Consider the following 14,700-nt stretch of genomic DNA (forward strand, 5'->3'; position numbering starts at 1 on the left):
TTTCGCTGAAAAACCCGTTAAAATACCGCGTTGAAGTTGAAAGCTCTCGCAGGGTTCAGCGGGAATAGGGCGACCGTTTTCACTTACGGGTCGCCCTTTGCTTTTGTGCAAACATGCCGCGAGGATGGCGAAATTGGTAGACGCACCAGGTTTAGGTCCTGACGCCAGCAATGGTGTGGGGGTTCGAGTCCCCCTCCTCGCACCAACTGTATTACTATTTTTTTGGACGATTTTTACATGGCAACTGCAGTCGAAACCTTAGGCAAACTCGAACGTCGTATCACGATCTCCTTCCCGCTGACCGAGGTCCGCGCTGAAGTTGAGAAGCGTCTGAAAGTGCAAGCCAAATCGGCTAAGGCACCAGGCTTCCGTCCGGGTAAAGTTCCTATGAAAATGGTCGCAGCACAATACGGTTATCAGATCGAGACCGAAGTGCTGAACGATAAAGTTGGCCGTGCTTTCAACGACGCCGCCAATTCCGCCGAACTGCGCGTAGCAGGCTACCCACGCATCGAGCCTAAGGAAGAGTCGGCTGAAGGCGTGCTGGCCTTCGACGCAACCTTCGAAATCTACCCGGAAGTCGTCGTTGGCGACCTGACCACCGTGGAAATCGAAACCGTCAAGGCTGACGTGTCGGAAACCGAAATCGACAAAACCATCGAAATCCTGCGCAAGCAGCGCGTTCACTTCCACACCAAGGGTGAAGCGGGTGAGCACGGCGACGGCGGCGCAGCGATTGCAGCCAACGGCGACCGCGTGACCGTCGACTTCGTCGGCTCGATCGACGGCGTTGAGTTCCCAGGCGGCAAAGCTGAAGACTACGCTTTCGTGCTGGGCGAAGGCCGCATGCTGCCAGAATTCGAAGCAGCCACCATCGGTCTGAAAGTCGGCGAAGCCAAGACCTTCCCACTGGCTTTCCCAGAGGACTACCATGGTAAAGACGTTGCCGGCAAAACCGCATCGTTCACCATCACCCTGAAGAAACTGGAATGGGCGCACCTGCCGGCAGTCGACGGCGAATTCGCCAAGTCGCTGGGCGTGGCCGATGGCGACGTCGCTAAAATGCGCGAAGACATCAAAGTCAACCTGGAACGCGAAGTTGCCGGCCGTGTCAAAGCCCGCAACAAGGAAGCCGTGATGGATGCGCTGGTCAAGACCGCCACCCTGGACGTGCCACAGGCGCTGATCGCTCAAGACACCGAGCGCCTGGCCGAAATGACCCGTCAAGACATGGCTCAGCGCGGCATGAACGTCAAGGACATCCCGTTCCCACCAGAACTGTTCGCGGAAAAAGCCGAGCGTCGTGTACGCCTGGGCCTGATCCTGTCGCAACTGGTCGGCGAGAACAAGCTGCAAGCCCAGCCGGAGCAGGTCAAAGCGCAAGTCGAAGACTTCGCACAGAGCTACGAAGACCCACGCGAAGTGCTGAAGTACTACTACAGCGATCGTCGTCGTCTGGCTGAAGTCGAAGCCCTTGTATTGGAAGAAAACGTCGTCAACTACGTGCTGGGCCTGTCGAAAACGTCGTCCAAGGTCGTGGCCTTCGACGAACTGATGGGAAGCAACGCACAAGCGTAATCCAGCGTGGGCCGCAGACTTAAGATGATGTAAGATTAAGTCTCCGGCCTCTAGCTGCTTCACAAGGAAATGGAATGACTGGTATGAACCGTAATCCGGCGCTGGACACTGAAATGCTCGGCCTGGTGCCGATGGTGGTCGAACAAAGCGGCCGCGGCGAGCGCTCCTATGACATTTACTCGCGCCTGCTGAAGGAACGCGTAATCTTCATGGTCGGCCCCGTCCACGACCAGATGGCGAACCTGATCGTCGCCCAGTTGCTGTTCCTCGAGAGTGAAAATCCGGACAAGGATATCTCGCTCTACATCAACTCCCCAGGCGGATCGGTCTCGGCCGGCTTGGCGATCTTCGATACGATGCAGTTCATCAAGCCTGACGTGTCGACGCTGTGCACCGGCATGGCCGCCTCGATGGGCGCCTTCCTGCTGGCGGCCGGCGCCAAGGGCAAGCGTTTCTCGCTGCCGAACTCGCGCATCATGATCCACCAGCCGTCCGGCGGCTCGCAGGGCATGGCTTCGGATATCGAAATCCAGGCCAAGGAAATCCTGTACCTGCGCCACCGTCTGAACTCGATCATGGCTGAACGCACGGGTCAAACCGTCGAGCAGATCGCCAAAGACACCGATCGTGATCGTTTCATGTCGGCGGAAGAGGCTGTAGAGTACGGTTTGATCGACAAAATGTTGTCCAACCGGGCTTGATGCTTCCTTCGCAGCATTGCTAAAAAAACGCCCGGGCGATTAATCGTTCGGGCGTTTCGTTTTTATTTCGGGTAGCATGTAGTCATAGGCGCGCTTTTCCAGACGCTAATAAAATCGATTACCTGCTTCCTGGCAACAGCTAAGCCATTCTGTAACCCAAAGAAAACTGCCCCATGTCAGACAAAAAATCCTCCAGCGGCGAAAAATTACTGTACTGCTCGTTTTGCGGCAAGAGCCAGCACGAGGTAAAGAAACTTATCGCCGGCCCATCGGTCTTCATCTGCGACGAATGCATTGACCTGTGCAATGACATCATCCGCGATGAAACCTCGGCCATCGAGTCGGTCACGGGCGCCAAGTCGGACCTGCCGACCCCGCATGAAATCAAGGACTTGCTGGACCAGTACGTCATTGGCCAGCAAACGGCCAAGCGCATCCTGTCGGTGGCGGTGTACAACCACTACAAGCGCCTCAAGCACCTGGGCAAGAAAGACGACATCGAACTGGCCAAGAGCAACATCCTGCTGGTCGGTCCCACCGGCTCGGGCAAGACCCTGCTGGCCCAGACCTTGGCCCGCATGCTGAACGTGCCGTTCGTCATCGCCGACGCCACCACCCTGACCGAAGCCGGTTATGTGGGCGAGGACGTTGAGAATATCATCCAGAAACTGTTGCAGAGCTGCAACTACGATGTGGAAAAAGCCCAACGCGGCATCGTCTACATCGACGAGATCGACAAGATCTCGCGCAAGTCGGACAATCCATCGATCACCCGCGACGTCTCGGGCGAGGGCGTGCAGCAGGCGCTGTTGAAACTGATCGAAGGCACGATGGCGTCGGTGCCGCCACAAGGCGGCCGCAAGCATCCCAACCAGGATTTCGTGCAGATCGACACCACCAACATCATGTTCATCTGCGGCGGCGCCTTCGACGGCCTGGCCAAGGTCATTTCCAACCGTTCGGAAAAATCCGGCATCGGTTTCTCGGCCAGCGTGAAGAGCAAGAAGGAACGCAGCGCCAGCGATGTACTGCTGGAAGCGGAACCGGAAGATCTGATCAAGTTCGGCCTGATTCCAGAGCTGGTGGGCCGTCTGCCGGTGGTCGCCACGCTGTCGGAACTGACCGAGGAAGCGCTGATCCAGATCCTGGTCGAGCCGAAGAACGCGCTGGTCAAACAGTACGCCAAGCTGCTCGACATGGAAGGCGCCGAACTGGAAATCCGTCCGGCCGCCCTGCATGCCATCGCCAAGAAGGCGCTGGCCCGCAAGACCGGTGCGCGCGGCCTGCGTTCGATCCTGGAGCACGCGCTGCTCGATACCATGTACGAGCTGCCTAATGAAACCAACGTCACCAAAGTGGTGATCGATGAAAATACGATCACCAGCGGCGCCAAGCCTTTATTGATCTACCAGGATCAGGCCAAAGCGTCTGGTGAGAATTAAATAACTTGTGCACACTTACCCCACGCCAAAGAAAAATTCATTTCGCATCCGTGGGGCAAGGCGGTACAATTTAAATCAATAAAAGAATGCAGGCTTCATTCGGAAAGCCACTCGTGACAGCAAGGTTTGTCACGCGTGGCTTTTTTATTTGTCGCGTTTTTTTAGAACATGATTGGCTTCTTTGAAAATACTCTTTTTTAGGAGAATTATTTCTTGTAGGTCGGTCTTGTGATTCGGCGGATCAGCGCCCACATCATAATCACGCTTTCACATAAGGTACGCCATGACAACTTCCAAATTAACTGAGCAAACTCAACTGCCGTTATTGCCGCTGCGGGATGTTGTAGTTTTCCCGCATATGGTGATACCGCTGTTCGTAGGGCGCCCAAAATCGATCAAGGCGCTGGAAGCCGCTATGGAGCAGGGCAAGAGCATCATGCTTGCTGCGCAAAAAGCCGCTGCCAAGGACGAACCTTCTGCTTCCGATATTTACGAGATCGGCTGCGTGGCCAATATTCTGCAAATGCTGAAACTGCCGGACGGCACCGTCAAGGTGCTGGTCGAGGGCGCTCAGCGCGCACGCATCAACCGCATCACCGATGCGCCGACGCACTTCATCGCCGATCTGACGCCGCTCGATTCCGAGCTGGGCGACGATTCGGAGATCGAAGCGATGCGCCGCGCCATCGTTCAGCAGTTCGACCAGTACGTCAAACTGAACAAAAAGATCCCGCCTGAGATCCTCGCTTCGCTGTCGGGCATCGACGACGCCGGCCGCCTGGCCGACACCGTCGCCGCGCACCTGCCGCTGAAGCTGGAGCAGAAACAGGTGATCCTGGAGATCTTCAGCGTGGCCAAGCGCCTGGAGCACCTGCTGGGCCAGCTGGAAGGCGAACTCGATATTCTGCAAGTCGAGAAGCGCATCCGTGGCCGCGTCAAGCGCCAGATGGAAAAGTCGCAGCGCGAGTACTACCTGAACGAGCAAGTCAAGGCCATCCAGAAGGAACTGGGCGAGGGCGAGGACGGCGCCGACCTGGACGAGCTGGAGAAAAAAGTCGCGCTGGCCAAGATGCCGAAAGAGGCATTGGACAAGGCCACCGCCGAGCTGAAAAAACTCAAGCTGATGTCGCCGATGTCGGCCGAAGCCACCGTCGTACGCAACTACATCGATACGCTGGTCAGCCTGCCTTGGAAGAAAAAATCCAAGGTCAACAACGACCTGTCGAACGCCGAGAAAGTGCTGGAAGGCGATCACTACGGCCTGGACAAGGTTAAAGAACGCATCCTGGAATACCTCGCGGTGCAACAGCGCGTCGACAAGCTGAAAGCGCCTATCCTGTGCTTCGTCGGTCCTCCGGGCGTGGGTAAGACCTCGCTGGGCCAGTCCATCGCGCGCGCCACGAACCGCAAGTTCGTGCGCATGGCGCTGGGCGGCGTGCGCGACGAAGCCGAGATCCGCGGCCACCGCCGTACCTACATCGGCTCGATGCCGGGCAAGGTGCTGCAGTCGCTGGCCAAGGTCGGCGTGCGCAATCCGCTGTTCCTGCTGGACGAGATCGACAAGATGGGCGCGGACTTCCGCGGCGATCCGTCGTCGGCCCTGCTGGAGGTGCTGGACCCCGAGCAGAACCACACGTTCTCCGACCACTACATCGAAGTCGATTTCGACCTGTCCGATGTGATGTTCGTGGCGACGTCGAACTCGTACAACATCCCGCCGGCGCTGCTGGACCGCATGGAAGTGATACGCCTGTCCGGTTACACGGAAGACGAGAAGACCAGCATCGCCCAGCGCTACCTGCTGCCTAAACAGATCAAGAACAACGGTCTGAAGGAAGACGAGATTTCGGTGGCCGAGTCGGCGCTGCGCGACATCATCCGCTACTACACCCGCGAAGCCGGCGTCCGTTCGCTGGAACGCGAAGTGTCGAAGATCTGCCGCAAGGTCGTCAAGATGCTGTTGTTGAAGAAGACCGAGAAGAAGGTCGCCGTCACTAACAAGAACCTGGACAAGTTCCTGGGCGTGCGTCGCTACGACTTCGGCGTGGCCGAGAAGGAAAACCAGATCGGCCAGGTCGTTGGTCTGGCATGGACCGAAGTGGGCGGCGATCTGCTGACCATCGAAGCCGTGCAGATGCCGGGCAAGGGCAATGTGATCCGCACCGGCACCTTGGGCGACGTGATGAAGGAATCGATCGAGGCAGCCCGCACCGTGGTGCGCAGCCGCGCCAATCGCCTGGGCATCAAGAACGAAGTGTTCGAGAAGGCCGACATCCACATCCACGTGCCGGAAGGCGCAACGCCGAAAGACGGTCCTTCGGCCGGCGCGGCGATGACGGTAGCGATGGTGTCGGTATTCACGGGCATTCCGGTGCGCGCCGACGTGGCGATGACGGGCGAGATCACGCTGCGCGGCGAAGTATTGCCGATCGGCGGCCTGAAAGAGAAACTGCTGGCGGCCCAGCGCGGTGGCATCAAGACCGTGCTGATCCCCGAGCAGAACGTCAAGGACCTGGCCGACATCCCGGACAATGTCAAAAACAAACTGGAAATCGTGCCGGTGCGTTGGATCGACAAAGTGCTGGAAATCGCGCTGGAACGCATGCCGGTGGCGCTGACGGAGACGGTTCCGGTGGAAGCCGTGGCCGCCGCGGCAGCCAAGGCCGACGGCCAAACGGAAGTGGTAAAACATTAACTTTTACTAGTGTTTAGTAACTGCTGATGCACAAACAGGCGCTTTTATAGCGCCTGTTTGTTATTTGACCCCATTTTTCTATGGTGCAGCGCTTGACACAGGGGCGGGCTGGCTTGTTTAATACGGCCTGAGATTTTTCTCGGCCTGACAACGGTATTCAAATACCGTTATCTGCGGGCTAAAACGATATAACCTTTGTGACGGGGAATTGCTTTGAATAAGACTGAATTGATCGACCATATTGCTACTACCGCCGATATCTCGAAAGCGGCTGCTGCACGCGCACTCGACGCGGTGATCGACGGTGTAACCACCACCCTGCAAAAGAACGACAGCGTCACCCTGGTCGGCTTTGGTACCTTCTCCGTGAGCGAACGCGCTGCCCGTACCGGCCGCAATCCGCGCACCAAAGAAGAGATCATCATCGAAGCGGCTAAAGTTCCTAAATTTAAAGCTGGTAAAGCTTTGAAAGATGCTGTAAACTAACGGACTTCAGTGAGCAGCAAGCAGTAAAGTTGCTCACTCAAGGCAAAACGGGCGGTTAGCTCAGTTGGTAGAGCGGAGCCCTTACAAGGCTTAGGTCGGGAGTTCGAGCCTCTCACCGCCCACCAGTTTTGCAGGTAGTAAGTGTAGTAAATAAGTGCAGTACCCAGTGTTTTGTTGGAGCGGTAGTTCAGTTGGTTAGAATACCGGCCTGTCACGCCGGGGGTCGCGGGTTCGAGTCCCGTCCGCTCCGCCAACAAAATACAACATTAGCAGTACCAAAGGAGCGGTAGTTCAGTTGGTTAGAATACCGGCCTGTCACGCCGGGGGTCGCGGGTTCGAGTCCCGTCCGCTCCGCCAAGAACAAGATACCCCGCAGCTATTATTAGCTGCGGGGTTTTTCTTTTTCCGAGCTGTATTATTTCAATCCCCTTCCTTTGAATATCCGGCTTCTTGCGATAAATATTCGCTTTAGAAACAAATGTTTGCCAGCGGTATCGTGCGCAAGTGCCTAGCTCATCAATAGTAAGATACATGCTGCAAAACTGAATCAATATTCATTTTGTTATTTGATCGACAATTTACCAAGGGGATACATTATGGCTTTTAAGAAATTTGCTATTGCCGCAGCTTTGTTGTGCGCATCGGCGGCCCAGGCGGCGCCGGTTTTTTCCGATAATTTTGACACCGATACACTGGCACTGAACGCCACCAACTTCCAGGGCGGCTGGGCTGTCGCCGGCGGCACCGTGGACGTCATCGGCGCGCCAGGCTTCTTCGATCTGGTGCCGGGCAATGGCCGCTACGTCGACCTGGACGGCTCGACCGGTCGCGCTGGTCTGCTGTTCAACTCGGTTTCGCTGAATGCTGGCGTCACCTACAAACTGTCGTTCGACCTGGCGGGCAACAACCGCGGCGCGGGTAACGACACCGTTGAAGTGGGTTTCGGTAGTGGCAGCCAGGTATTCACCCGTTCGGCCGCCGATGGCTTCCAGACCTTCAGCCTGACCTATACCGCCAGCACCACCGGCCTGGTGGGTTTCAGCTTCGCCGACCAGGGTCGCGACAACCAGGGCGCCTTGCTGGACCGCGTATCGATCACCGCCGTGCCTGAACCGGAAACCTACGGCATGCTGCTGGGTGGCCTGGCCCTGTTGGGCGTGGTCGCGCGCCGCCGCCAGGGCTGATTGCCGGCCTTGTAACACCAAGCCCGCCTCGGCGGGCTTTTTGTTGTCCGGTGTGGCGGCGTGACTGTTTTGCCAATGATTTACTCTTGCTATAGAGGGGGGCGCGCTGTAAAATCCGCCAACCGGAATTGGCGAACGCGAGTTCGCCTTTTTTGTATGTGCAAGTTCCACTCAATCCGAATTGGCAGACCATGTTTGAATTTATTCGTACCCATCAACGTTTGATGCAGATACTCCTGGCGATTATCATCGTCCCGTCGTTCGCATTCGTCGGCCTCGGCAGTTACAAGAGCTTCGGCGACGACGCCAATACGATCGCCAAGATCGACGGCAAACCCCTGAGCCAGCAAGAGTTCGATAATGCCGTGCGCAACCAGCTGGACAGCTACCGCCAGCGACTGGGCGCGCAGTTCGACCAGAAGATGTTCGACACCCCGGAATTCAAGCAAAACATCCTCGACCAGCTGATCGCCGAGCGCGCCGTGGCTGCCGAAGTGGTGCGTTCCCACCTGAGCGTCAGCGACGCCCAGCTGCAAAAAACCATCAAGGAGCAGTTCGGCGGCGAGGGCGCGTTCGACATGGAGCGCTACAAGACCATCCTGGCCGCGCAAGGCATGACGCCGACCATGTATGACCAGCGCATGCGCCACGACATGACCCTGCAACAGCTGGGCAACGCCATCCAGGCCACCGGCTTCGCGCCGCGCGCCGTGGCCAAGACCTTGTCCGATATCGGCGCGCAGGAACGCGAAGTGCAGGAGCTGCTGCTGCCGGTGGCCGATTTCGTGCCGCAAGTGAAAATCACCGACGCCATGGTCAAGGCTTTCTACGACAAGAACGCCAAGTTCTTCGAAGTGCCTGAGCAGGCCAAGATCGAATACGTGGTCTTCAACAGTGCTGCCGTGATGAGCCAGATCGCCGTGACCGACGCCGAAGTGGCCGCGTATTACGCCGCCAACCAGGCCGGCTTCACGACGGCCGAAAGCCGCCGCGCCGCGCACATCCTGATCGCGCTGAAGAAGGGCGCCAACGCCGCCGACACCGCCGCCGCCAAGGCCAAGGCCGACGCCATCGTGGCCGAGCTGCGCAAGACCCCTGGCGACTTCGCCAAGGTCGCCAAGGCCAAGTCGGAAGATCCGGCATCGGGCGAGCTGGGCGGCGATCTGGACATCGTCACCAAGGGTTCGCTGCCGGCGCCGGTCGAAGCGGCCGTGCTCAAGCTCAAGCAGGGCGAGATCAGCGATCCGGTGCAGTCGGAATTCGGTTTCCACGTGCTGACCGTGACCGCGCTCAAGCCAGCCGTGGTCAAGCCGCTGGACGAAGTGAAGAACGAAGTGGCCGAAGCGCTGAAGAAACAGAAAGCCGCGAAGAAGTATTCGGAAATGGCGGAAGCCTTCACCAATACCGTCTACGAGCAGTCTGACAGCCTGAAGCCGGTTGCCGACAAGCTGGGCCTGAAGATCGAAACGGCTGCCAATGTTTCGCGCACGCCGACGCCGATGGCCGCTACTGCGCCGTACAACAACGCCAAGTTCCTGGCCGCGCTGTTCTCCAACGAGTCGATCAGCAGCAAGCGCAACACAGAAGCTGTCGAGACCGCGCCGAGCACCCTGGTGGCCGGCCGCATCGTCGAATTCAAGCCGGCCAGCAAGCGTCCGTTGGCCGAAGTCGACGCCGCCATCCGTCAGCGCGTGACGATGGAAGAAGCCGCCAAGCTGGCCGCCAAGACCGGCGCCGAGAAACTGGCCGCCTTCAAGAAATCCGGCGACGCCGCCGGTTTCGGCGCCGCCAAGCTGGTGTCCCGTTCCAAGCCGGAAGGCGTGAACGGCCTGGCGATGCAGGAAGTGATGAAAGCCGATACCGCCAAGCTGCCAGCCTACGTTGGCGTGGATGTGCCGGGCATGGGCTACGGCATCTACCGCATCGGCAAGGTGCAGCAGCCTGAAGTGCAGGACGAGGCCCGTCGCAAGTCAGAAGCCGAGCAGATCAGCAGCATTGTTGCCCAGCAAGAGATGCATGACTACATAGAACTGCTGAAGCAAAAGGCCAAGGTCAAGATCTTGAAGCCGATCGTAAAAACCACAGTAGCAGAAGTGAAGTAATGTCCTCATCCGGGAAGCGCAACGCGCTTCCCGGCTCCGTAGCGCCCTTCCTCTCACGGTGCGTCCGCACCGCTCCCCCGATCTCCCGCATTGTCCCGCCGATCCCTTCGTTTTCGCTAGTTAGTTGTTCTTTTTGAATAATTTATTGACATCTAAATTGGGCGGGTGTAACGTTAATTCGCGCAGCTAGCTCATCAGGCGCATCTGGTTTCCACATTTTTTTACGGGGAAAATATGAAACTAAAATCGTTCTTCATCGGGACTGTGCTGGCGGCCGCCTCGATGTCAAGTTATGCCGCCGGCGACAGTCAGGTGCTGGGATTTTCTCTCAGCGGCAATCCTGTTATTGGCTATAGCACAGCCTTTGGTGTGACCCATCTGGCGACGGGCACGTTCACCGATGTCATCACCTTCAGCCCATCGGTCGGCCCCAGCGTGCTGGACGGCTGGCTGCAAACCATGAATCTGAGCGGTGGCCACGACATCGACTTCATCTCGGCCAGCTTGAACGGCAATGCCTTGACGTTCACGCCCGCCGGCGCGGTCGAAATCGGTACGCTCAACCCGGTCTGGGTCACCGGTCCCTTGGTGCTGACGGTGAAGGGAGTTACGAACAGCGTCACCGCCAGCTATTCGGGCGGACTGAACGTGAATCCGGTGCCGGAGCCGGAAACTTACATCATGATGCTGGGCGGCCTGGGCATTCTGTCGTTCATCGGGCGCCGCCGCAAAAAAAGCTGACGCCTGATCGGCCAATACACGCGCTGTCGATATGACAAAGCCCTGAAAGCCGCATGCCGGCTTCAGGGCTTTTGTGTTGTGCGCGCGGTCGCCGCGTGCCGTTAGCGCGCCATCAGCGACAGCGCGGCGTGGTGGAAAGCCTCGGCATCGATATCCGGCAGTTCCAGCGGCAGCGCCTGGGCGAACTTGACGAAGTTGCGGTCGATCGAACGCAGGTAGGCTGGATCGTAGTGGTCGGCCAGCAATTCCTCCACCAGCACCGGCATGGCGCCGTCGACCGCCATGGCTTGCCAGCGCTTGATCGTCTCGCGGCCGTGCAGCGCCACCAGATGTTCCAGCTGCTCGTTGAGCGAGGCCGGGCTATCGGTGAAATGCGCATAATCTTCCATCAGCAGACGCACGCGATTCTCGCGCGACAGCGTCAGCGCGATGCAGTCCGAGGCGCGCATGGTATCCATCAGCGCCGCCGGCACGCGCAGGTTGCCGACCTTCTTGCTTTCCGATTCGACGAACACCGGCAGCGCCGGATCGAAGTTGCGCAGCGCATGCCAGATGGCGGTCTCGAATGCCTTCTGGCTGGGCTGTGGCTGGCTGGGCAGGTTGCCCAGCACCGAGCCGCGATGCGCGGCCAGCTGCTCCAGGTCCAGCACCTGCGCGCCATGCGCGTGCAGCACTTCCAGCAGGCGGCTCTTGCCGCTGCCGGTGGTGCCGCAGATGACTTTGAAATGCAACGCCGGCGCCTGCTCCAGCGCCGCGTTGACGTGGGCGCGGAAGGCTTTGTAGCCGCCGTCCAGCTGCGCCACCGGCCAGCCTATCTTGGCCAGGATGTGTGCCACAGAGCCGCTGCGGTTGCCGCCGCGCCAGCAATAAATCAGCGGGCGCCATTCGCGCGGCTTGTCCAGCCACAGCGCCTCGATGTGGGCGGCGATGTTCTTGGCCACCAGCGCGGCGCCGACCTTCTTCGCTTCAAACGAATTGACCTGCTTGTACATGGTGCCGACGCGGATGCGCTGCTCGTCGTCCAGCACCGGCGCGTTGATGGCGCCCGGCAGGTGGTCTAGCGCGAATTCGGCTGGGCTGCGGACGTCGATGATGGCGTCGAAGCGGTCCAGTTGCAGGAGCGCGTCGTCGAAGCCGATAATTTGTGGATACTTCATCAGAATTGTTCCGAGAAACCTCGTCCTTCAGGGCGAGGAGTGAAAGGAGCCGACTCCGCAGGAGTCGATGCGAGGGAAGAAAACATGGAACTCATGCGTTCGGCAGTGGTCAAATAAATATGAAACTGGTCTACCGATATCGCGTCAAATCCCTGACCGGTCTGCTGAACCAGCAAGCACGGACGGTCAATTTCGTCTGGAATTACTGCAACGACCGGCAAAAGGATGCGTTGCGCTTCGGCCGGCGCTGGCATACGGGATTTGACCTGATCAAGCTGACCAGCGGTTGCTCCAAAGAGCTTGGTCTGCATTCGGGCACGGTCAACGACATCTGCCAGCGCTACGCCAATTCGCGCGCCATATCCCGCCGGCCTTACCTGCGTTATCGCGGCCGCAAGGCGATGGGCTGGGTGCCGTTGAAGGGACGTGAACTCAAGCGTGAAGGCAACGCCTTCCGGTTCGCTGGCCGCACGTTTCGTGTGTTTTACTCGCGCCCTCTGCCGGAAGGGAAAATCCTCGATGGCACCAACTTTTCGCGCGACCGGCGCGGCAACTGGTTTCTCAATATTGTCGTCGAGGTGGAACCGGCACCGGTCCGCGTCCCCGTGCGCGGGGTCGGTATCGAGCTCGGCCTGAAGATGCTGGCGACTTTGAGTGACGGCAGCACCGTCGAAGCACCTCGCTTTTACCGGGAAGCCGAGGCGGCGCTGGCGTGTGCCCAGCGCGCGCGCAAGAAGCGGCGGATCAAGGCCATCCACGCCAAGATCGCCAACTGCAGGCTCAATTTTCTGCACACCCATACCAGCGCGATCATCGCCGCCTTCGACTATATCGTGGTCGGCAACGTCAATGCGCAAGGACTCGCCAAAACCAGCATGGCGAAGTCGGTCTACGATGTCGGCTGGTCGTCCTTCCGTACACAACTGGCGTACAAGGCTGTTAAGCATGGCGCCTGGTTCGAGGAAGTCGACGAACGTTTCACCACCCAGGTCTGCTCGCATTGTGGCGCTTTGCCCGATACGAGGCCGATGGGTATCGCAGACCTTGGAGTAAGAGAGTGGTGCTGTAGCGATTGCGGTGCTGTACATGATCGTGATCTTAATGCTGCGGTCAATATTCTCCGTCGCGGACGTGCGACGCTAGCGGTAGGAATCTCCATTCTTTAGGGCGGAGAGGACGTCAATTTGCCTTGATGCTTTTTTGTAGGACTGGCCAGATATTGGCCAGGATGGTGGGGTGGGCCGTCGCCAGCGGATGCAGGCGGTCGGCTTGGAACAGTTGCGGCTGGTCGGCGATCCCGTCGAGCATGAACGGCACCAGCGGCGCCTTGATCTCCTTGCTCAAGCTGCCATACATGGCGTAGAACTTGTCGGCATAGTCGCGCCCGTAGTTGGGCGGCATGCGCATGCCGATCAACATGACCCTGGCGTCGGCCTTGGTGGCGGCATCGGCCATGGCGCGCAGATTGGTTTCGGCGGCGGCCACCGGCAGGCCGCGCAAGCCATCGTTGGCGCCCAGCTCGATCACCACCAGCGCCGGTTTGTACTTTTGCAGCAGCGCCGGCAGGCGCGAACGGCCGCCGCTGGTGGTCTCGCCGCTGACGCTGGCGTTGACCACGGTGGCCTGGATGTTTTGATCCTTGAGTTTCTGCTCCGCCAGCGCGACCCAGCCGGCGCCGCGCGCCAGGCCGTATTCGGCCGACAAACTATCACCGAGCACCAGCACGGTTTTTGGTGCAGAATAGGCGCTCGCCGCCGCCGATGCCAGCAGCAGGGCGGCCAGAGCCTGAGTACTCAGTTTTCTTGATAAACCGTTTTTTATTCCAACTAACACATTCAGCATGCCTGATTTCCCTAAAGCGTCTTCCAATTTCATGCCGGACGGACCGGGCGTGACGGCCAGCGTCGTTGCAGCCACCGCGTCCGGTCCACAGCCCGCCATCGCCGTCAGCGGCCTGGCCAAGCGCGTGGCCGACGCCAGCGGCGAACTGACGATCTTGCACGAGGTGGATTTTACCGTGCAAAAAGCCGAGACGCTCGCCATTGTAGGCGCTTCCGGCTCCGGCAAGTCGACTTTGCTTGGATTGCTGGCGGGCCTGGACACGCCCAGCGCCGGCAAGGTGGTGCTGGACGGCGTCGATATCTACGCGCTGGACGAGGATGGCCGCGCCGTGCTGCGCAAGGAAAAACTGGGCTTTGTGTTCCAGTCCTTCCAGCTGCTGCCGCATTTGACGGCGCTGGAAAACGTCATGCTGCCGCTGGAGCTGCGCGGCGCGCATCACGCCCGCGAGAGCGCGGAGATCATGCTGGAGCGGGTAGGGCTGTCCAGCCGGCTGAAGCACTATCCCAAGTATTTGTCCGGCGGCGAGCAGCAGCGCGTGGCGCTGGCGCGCGCCTTCGTGACCGAACCGCCGCTGCTGTTCGCCGACGAGCCGACCGGCAGCCTTGACGCCGCCACCGGCGAGGCCGTCATCAAGCTGATGTTCGAATTGAACCGCCAGCACGGCTCGACACTGGTTCTGGTCACGCACGACCAGGCGATGGCGGCGCGTTGCAGCCGCACCATCACCATCGCGGCGGGCCGCCTGGTGTGAGTTGACGGGGACTTGTTTATA

12 protein-coding genes and 4 tRNA genes are annotated in these 14,700 nt (G+C 59.1%); 14 read left to right on the forward strand and 2 right to left on the reverse strand.

Features of this window, described 5'->3' with window-relative positions; translation table 11 throughout:
• Window positions 1-118: 118 nt before the first annotated feature.
• The 12 genes from KVP70_RS25295 (at window position 119) to KVP70_RS25350 (ending at window position 10,929) form a co-directional block, all read left to right on the forward strand.
• A tRNA-Leu gene (locus KVP70_RS25295) sits at window positions 119-205 on the forward strand.
• Between the two features lie 32 nt (window positions 206-237).
• Entirely contained in the window at window positions 238-1,578 is a 1,341-nt protein-coding gene (tig, locus tag KVP70_RS25300; protein WP_217945199.1) for a trigger factor, read from the forward strand.
• A gap of 83 nt (window positions 1,579-1,661) precedes the next feature.
• On the forward strand, window positions 1,662-2,279 hold the full coding sequence (clpP, locus tag KVP70_RS25305) for an ATP-dependent Clp endopeptidase proteolytic subunit ClpP (protein ID WP_416053845.1): 618 nt from the start codon (window positions 1,662-1,664) through the stop codon (window positions 2,277-2,279).
• Between the two features lie 173 nt (window positions 2,280-2,452).
• Entirely contained in the window at window positions 2,453-3,721 is a 1,269-nt protein-coding gene (gene clpX / locus KVP70_RS25310) for an ATP-dependent Clp protease ATP-binding subunit ClpX (RefSeq protein WP_008448338.1), read from the forward strand.
• Window positions 3,722-4,004: 283 nt separating this feature from the next.
• On the forward strand, window positions 4,005-6,416 hold the full coding sequence (gene lon, locus KVP70_RS25315) for an endopeptidase La (protein ID WP_217945201.1): 2,412 nt from the start codon (window positions 4,005-4,007) through the stop codon (window positions 6,414-6,416).
• 213 nt (window positions 6,417-6,629) lie between these two features.
• Window positions 6,630-6,902 carry an HU family DNA-binding protein gene (locus KVP70_RS25320; RefSeq protein ID WP_020703299.1) on the forward strand — a complete coding sequence of 91 codons (273 nt, stop codon included), beginning with the start codon at window positions 6,630-6,632 and terminating at the stop codon, window positions 6,900-6,902.
• Window positions 6,903-6,951: 49 nt separating this feature from the next.
• Window positions 6,952-7,027, forward strand: a tRNA-Val gene (locus KVP70_RS25325).
• Window positions 7,028-7,078: 51 nt separating this feature from the next.
• A tRNA-Asp gene (locus tag KVP70_RS25330) sits at window positions 7,079-7,155 on the forward strand.
• Window positions 7,156-7,182: 27 nt separating this feature from the next.
• Window positions 7,183-7,259 (forward strand) — tRNA-Asp (locus KVP70_RS25335).
• A gap of 239 nt (window positions 7,260-7,498) precedes the next feature.
• Window positions 7,499-8,086, forward strand: coding sequence for a PEP-CTERM sorting domain-containing protein (locus KVP70_RS25340; RefSeq protein WP_229225082.1), 588 nt, complete (start codon window positions 7,499-7,501; stop codon window positions 8,084-8,086).
• A gap of 191 nt (window positions 8,087-8,277) precedes the next feature.
• Window positions 8,278-10,188: a SurA N-terminal domain-containing protein gene (locus KVP70_RS25345; protein WP_217945202.1), complete on the forward strand. Its 1,911-nt coding sequence runs from the start codon at window positions 8,278-8,280 to the stop codon at window positions 10,186-10,188.
• Between the two features lie 234 nt (window positions 10,189-10,422).
• Window positions 10,423-10,929 (forward strand): FxDxF family PEP-CTERM protein, encoded by a 507-nt coding sequence (locus KVP70_RS25350; RefSeq protein WP_217945203.1) that lies wholly within the window; start codon window positions 10,423-10,425, stop codon window positions 10,927-10,929.
• A gap of 101 nt (window positions 10,930-11,030) precedes the next feature.
• Here KVP70_RS25350 and mnmH read toward each other — a convergent pair whose 3' ends face one another.
• Window positions 11,031-12,086: a tRNA 2-selenouridine(34) synthase MnmH gene (mnmH, locus tag KVP70_RS25355; RefSeq protein WP_217945204.1), complete on the reverse strand. Its 1,056-nt coding sequence runs from the start codon at window positions 12,084-12,086 to the stop codon at window positions 11,031-11,033.
• A gap of 119 nt (window positions 12,087-12,205) precedes the next feature.
• On the opposite strand from mnmH, the gene KVP70_RS25360 reads away from it, so the two are divergent.
• Window positions 12,206-13,252, forward strand: a complete 1,047-nt coding sequence (locus tag KVP70_RS25360; RefSeq protein ID WP_217945205.1) for an RNA-guided endonuclease InsQ/TnpB family protein — start codon at window positions 12,206-12,208, stop codon at window positions 13,250-13,252.
• Between the two features lie 13 nt (window positions 13,253-13,265).
• On the opposite strand, the gene KVP70_RS25365 is transcribed toward KVP70_RS25360, so the two are convergent.
• Entirely contained in the window at window positions 13,266-13,928 is a 663-nt protein-coding gene (locus KVP70_RS25365) for an arylesterase (protein ID WP_217945206.1), read from the reverse strand.
• Window positions 13,929-13,959: 31 nt separating this feature from the next.
• Between KVP70_RS25365 and KVP70_RS25370 the strand changes: the two genes are divergently transcribed.
• Window positions 13,960-14,679: an ABC transporter ATP-binding protein gene (locus KVP70_RS25370; protein ID WP_217945304.1), complete on the forward strand. Its 720-nt coding sequence runs from the start codon at window positions 13,960-13,962 to the stop codon at window positions 14,677-14,679.
• The last annotated feature ends 21 nt before the right edge of the window (window positions 14,680-14,700 follow it).

This window comes from Duganella violaceipulchra, from assembly GCF_019166075.1.
Lineage (GTDB): Bacteria > Pseudomonadota > Gammaproteobacteria > Burkholderiales > Burkholderiaceae_D > Rugamonas > Rugamonas violaceipulchra.

Bases quoted from the DNA above. Each gene is read 5' to 3' on its own strand.
- KVP70_RS25345 (WP_217945202.1), top strand. From the start codon at position 8,278: ATGTTTGAATTTATTCGTACCCATCAACGTTTGATGCAGATACTCCTG.
- mnmH (WP_217945204.1), bottom strand. From the start codon at position 12,086: ATGAAGTATCCACAAATTATCGGCTTCGACGACGCGCTCCTGCAACTG.
- clpP (WP_416053845.1), top strand. From the start codon at position 1,662: ATGAACCGTAATCCGGCGCTGGACACTGAAATGCTCGGCCTGGTGCCG.
- KVP70_RS25340 (WP_229225082.1), top strand. From the start codon at position 7,499: ATGGCTTTTAAGAAATTTGCTATTGCCGCAGCTTTGTTGTGCGCATCG.
- clpX (WP_008448338.1), top strand. From the start codon at position 2,453: ATGTCAGACAAAAAATCCTCCAGCGGCGAAAAATTACTGTACTGCTCG.
- tig (WP_217945199.1), top strand. From the start codon at position 238: ATGGCAACTGCAGTCGAAACCTTAGGCAAACTCGAACGTCGTATCACG.
- KVP70_RS25360 (WP_217945205.1), top strand. From the start codon at position 12,206: ATGAAACTGGTCTACCGATATCGCGTCAAATCCCTGACCGGTCTGCTG.
- lon (WP_217945201.1), top strand. From the start codon at position 4,005: ATGACAACTTCCAAATTAACTGAGCAAACTCAACTGCCGTTATTGCCG.
- KVP70_RS25350 (WP_217945203.1), top strand. From the start codon at position 10,423: ATGAAACTAAAATCGTTCTTCATCGGGACTGTGCTGGCGGCCGCCTCG.
- KVP70_RS25365 (WP_217945206.1), bottom strand. From the start codon at position 13,928: ATGCTGAATGTGTTAGTTGGAATAAAAAACGGTTTATCAAGAAAACTG.
- KVP70_RS25370 (WP_217945304.1), top strand. From the start codon at position 13,960: ATGCCGGACGGACCGGGCGTGACGGCCAGCGTCGTTGCAGCCACCGCG.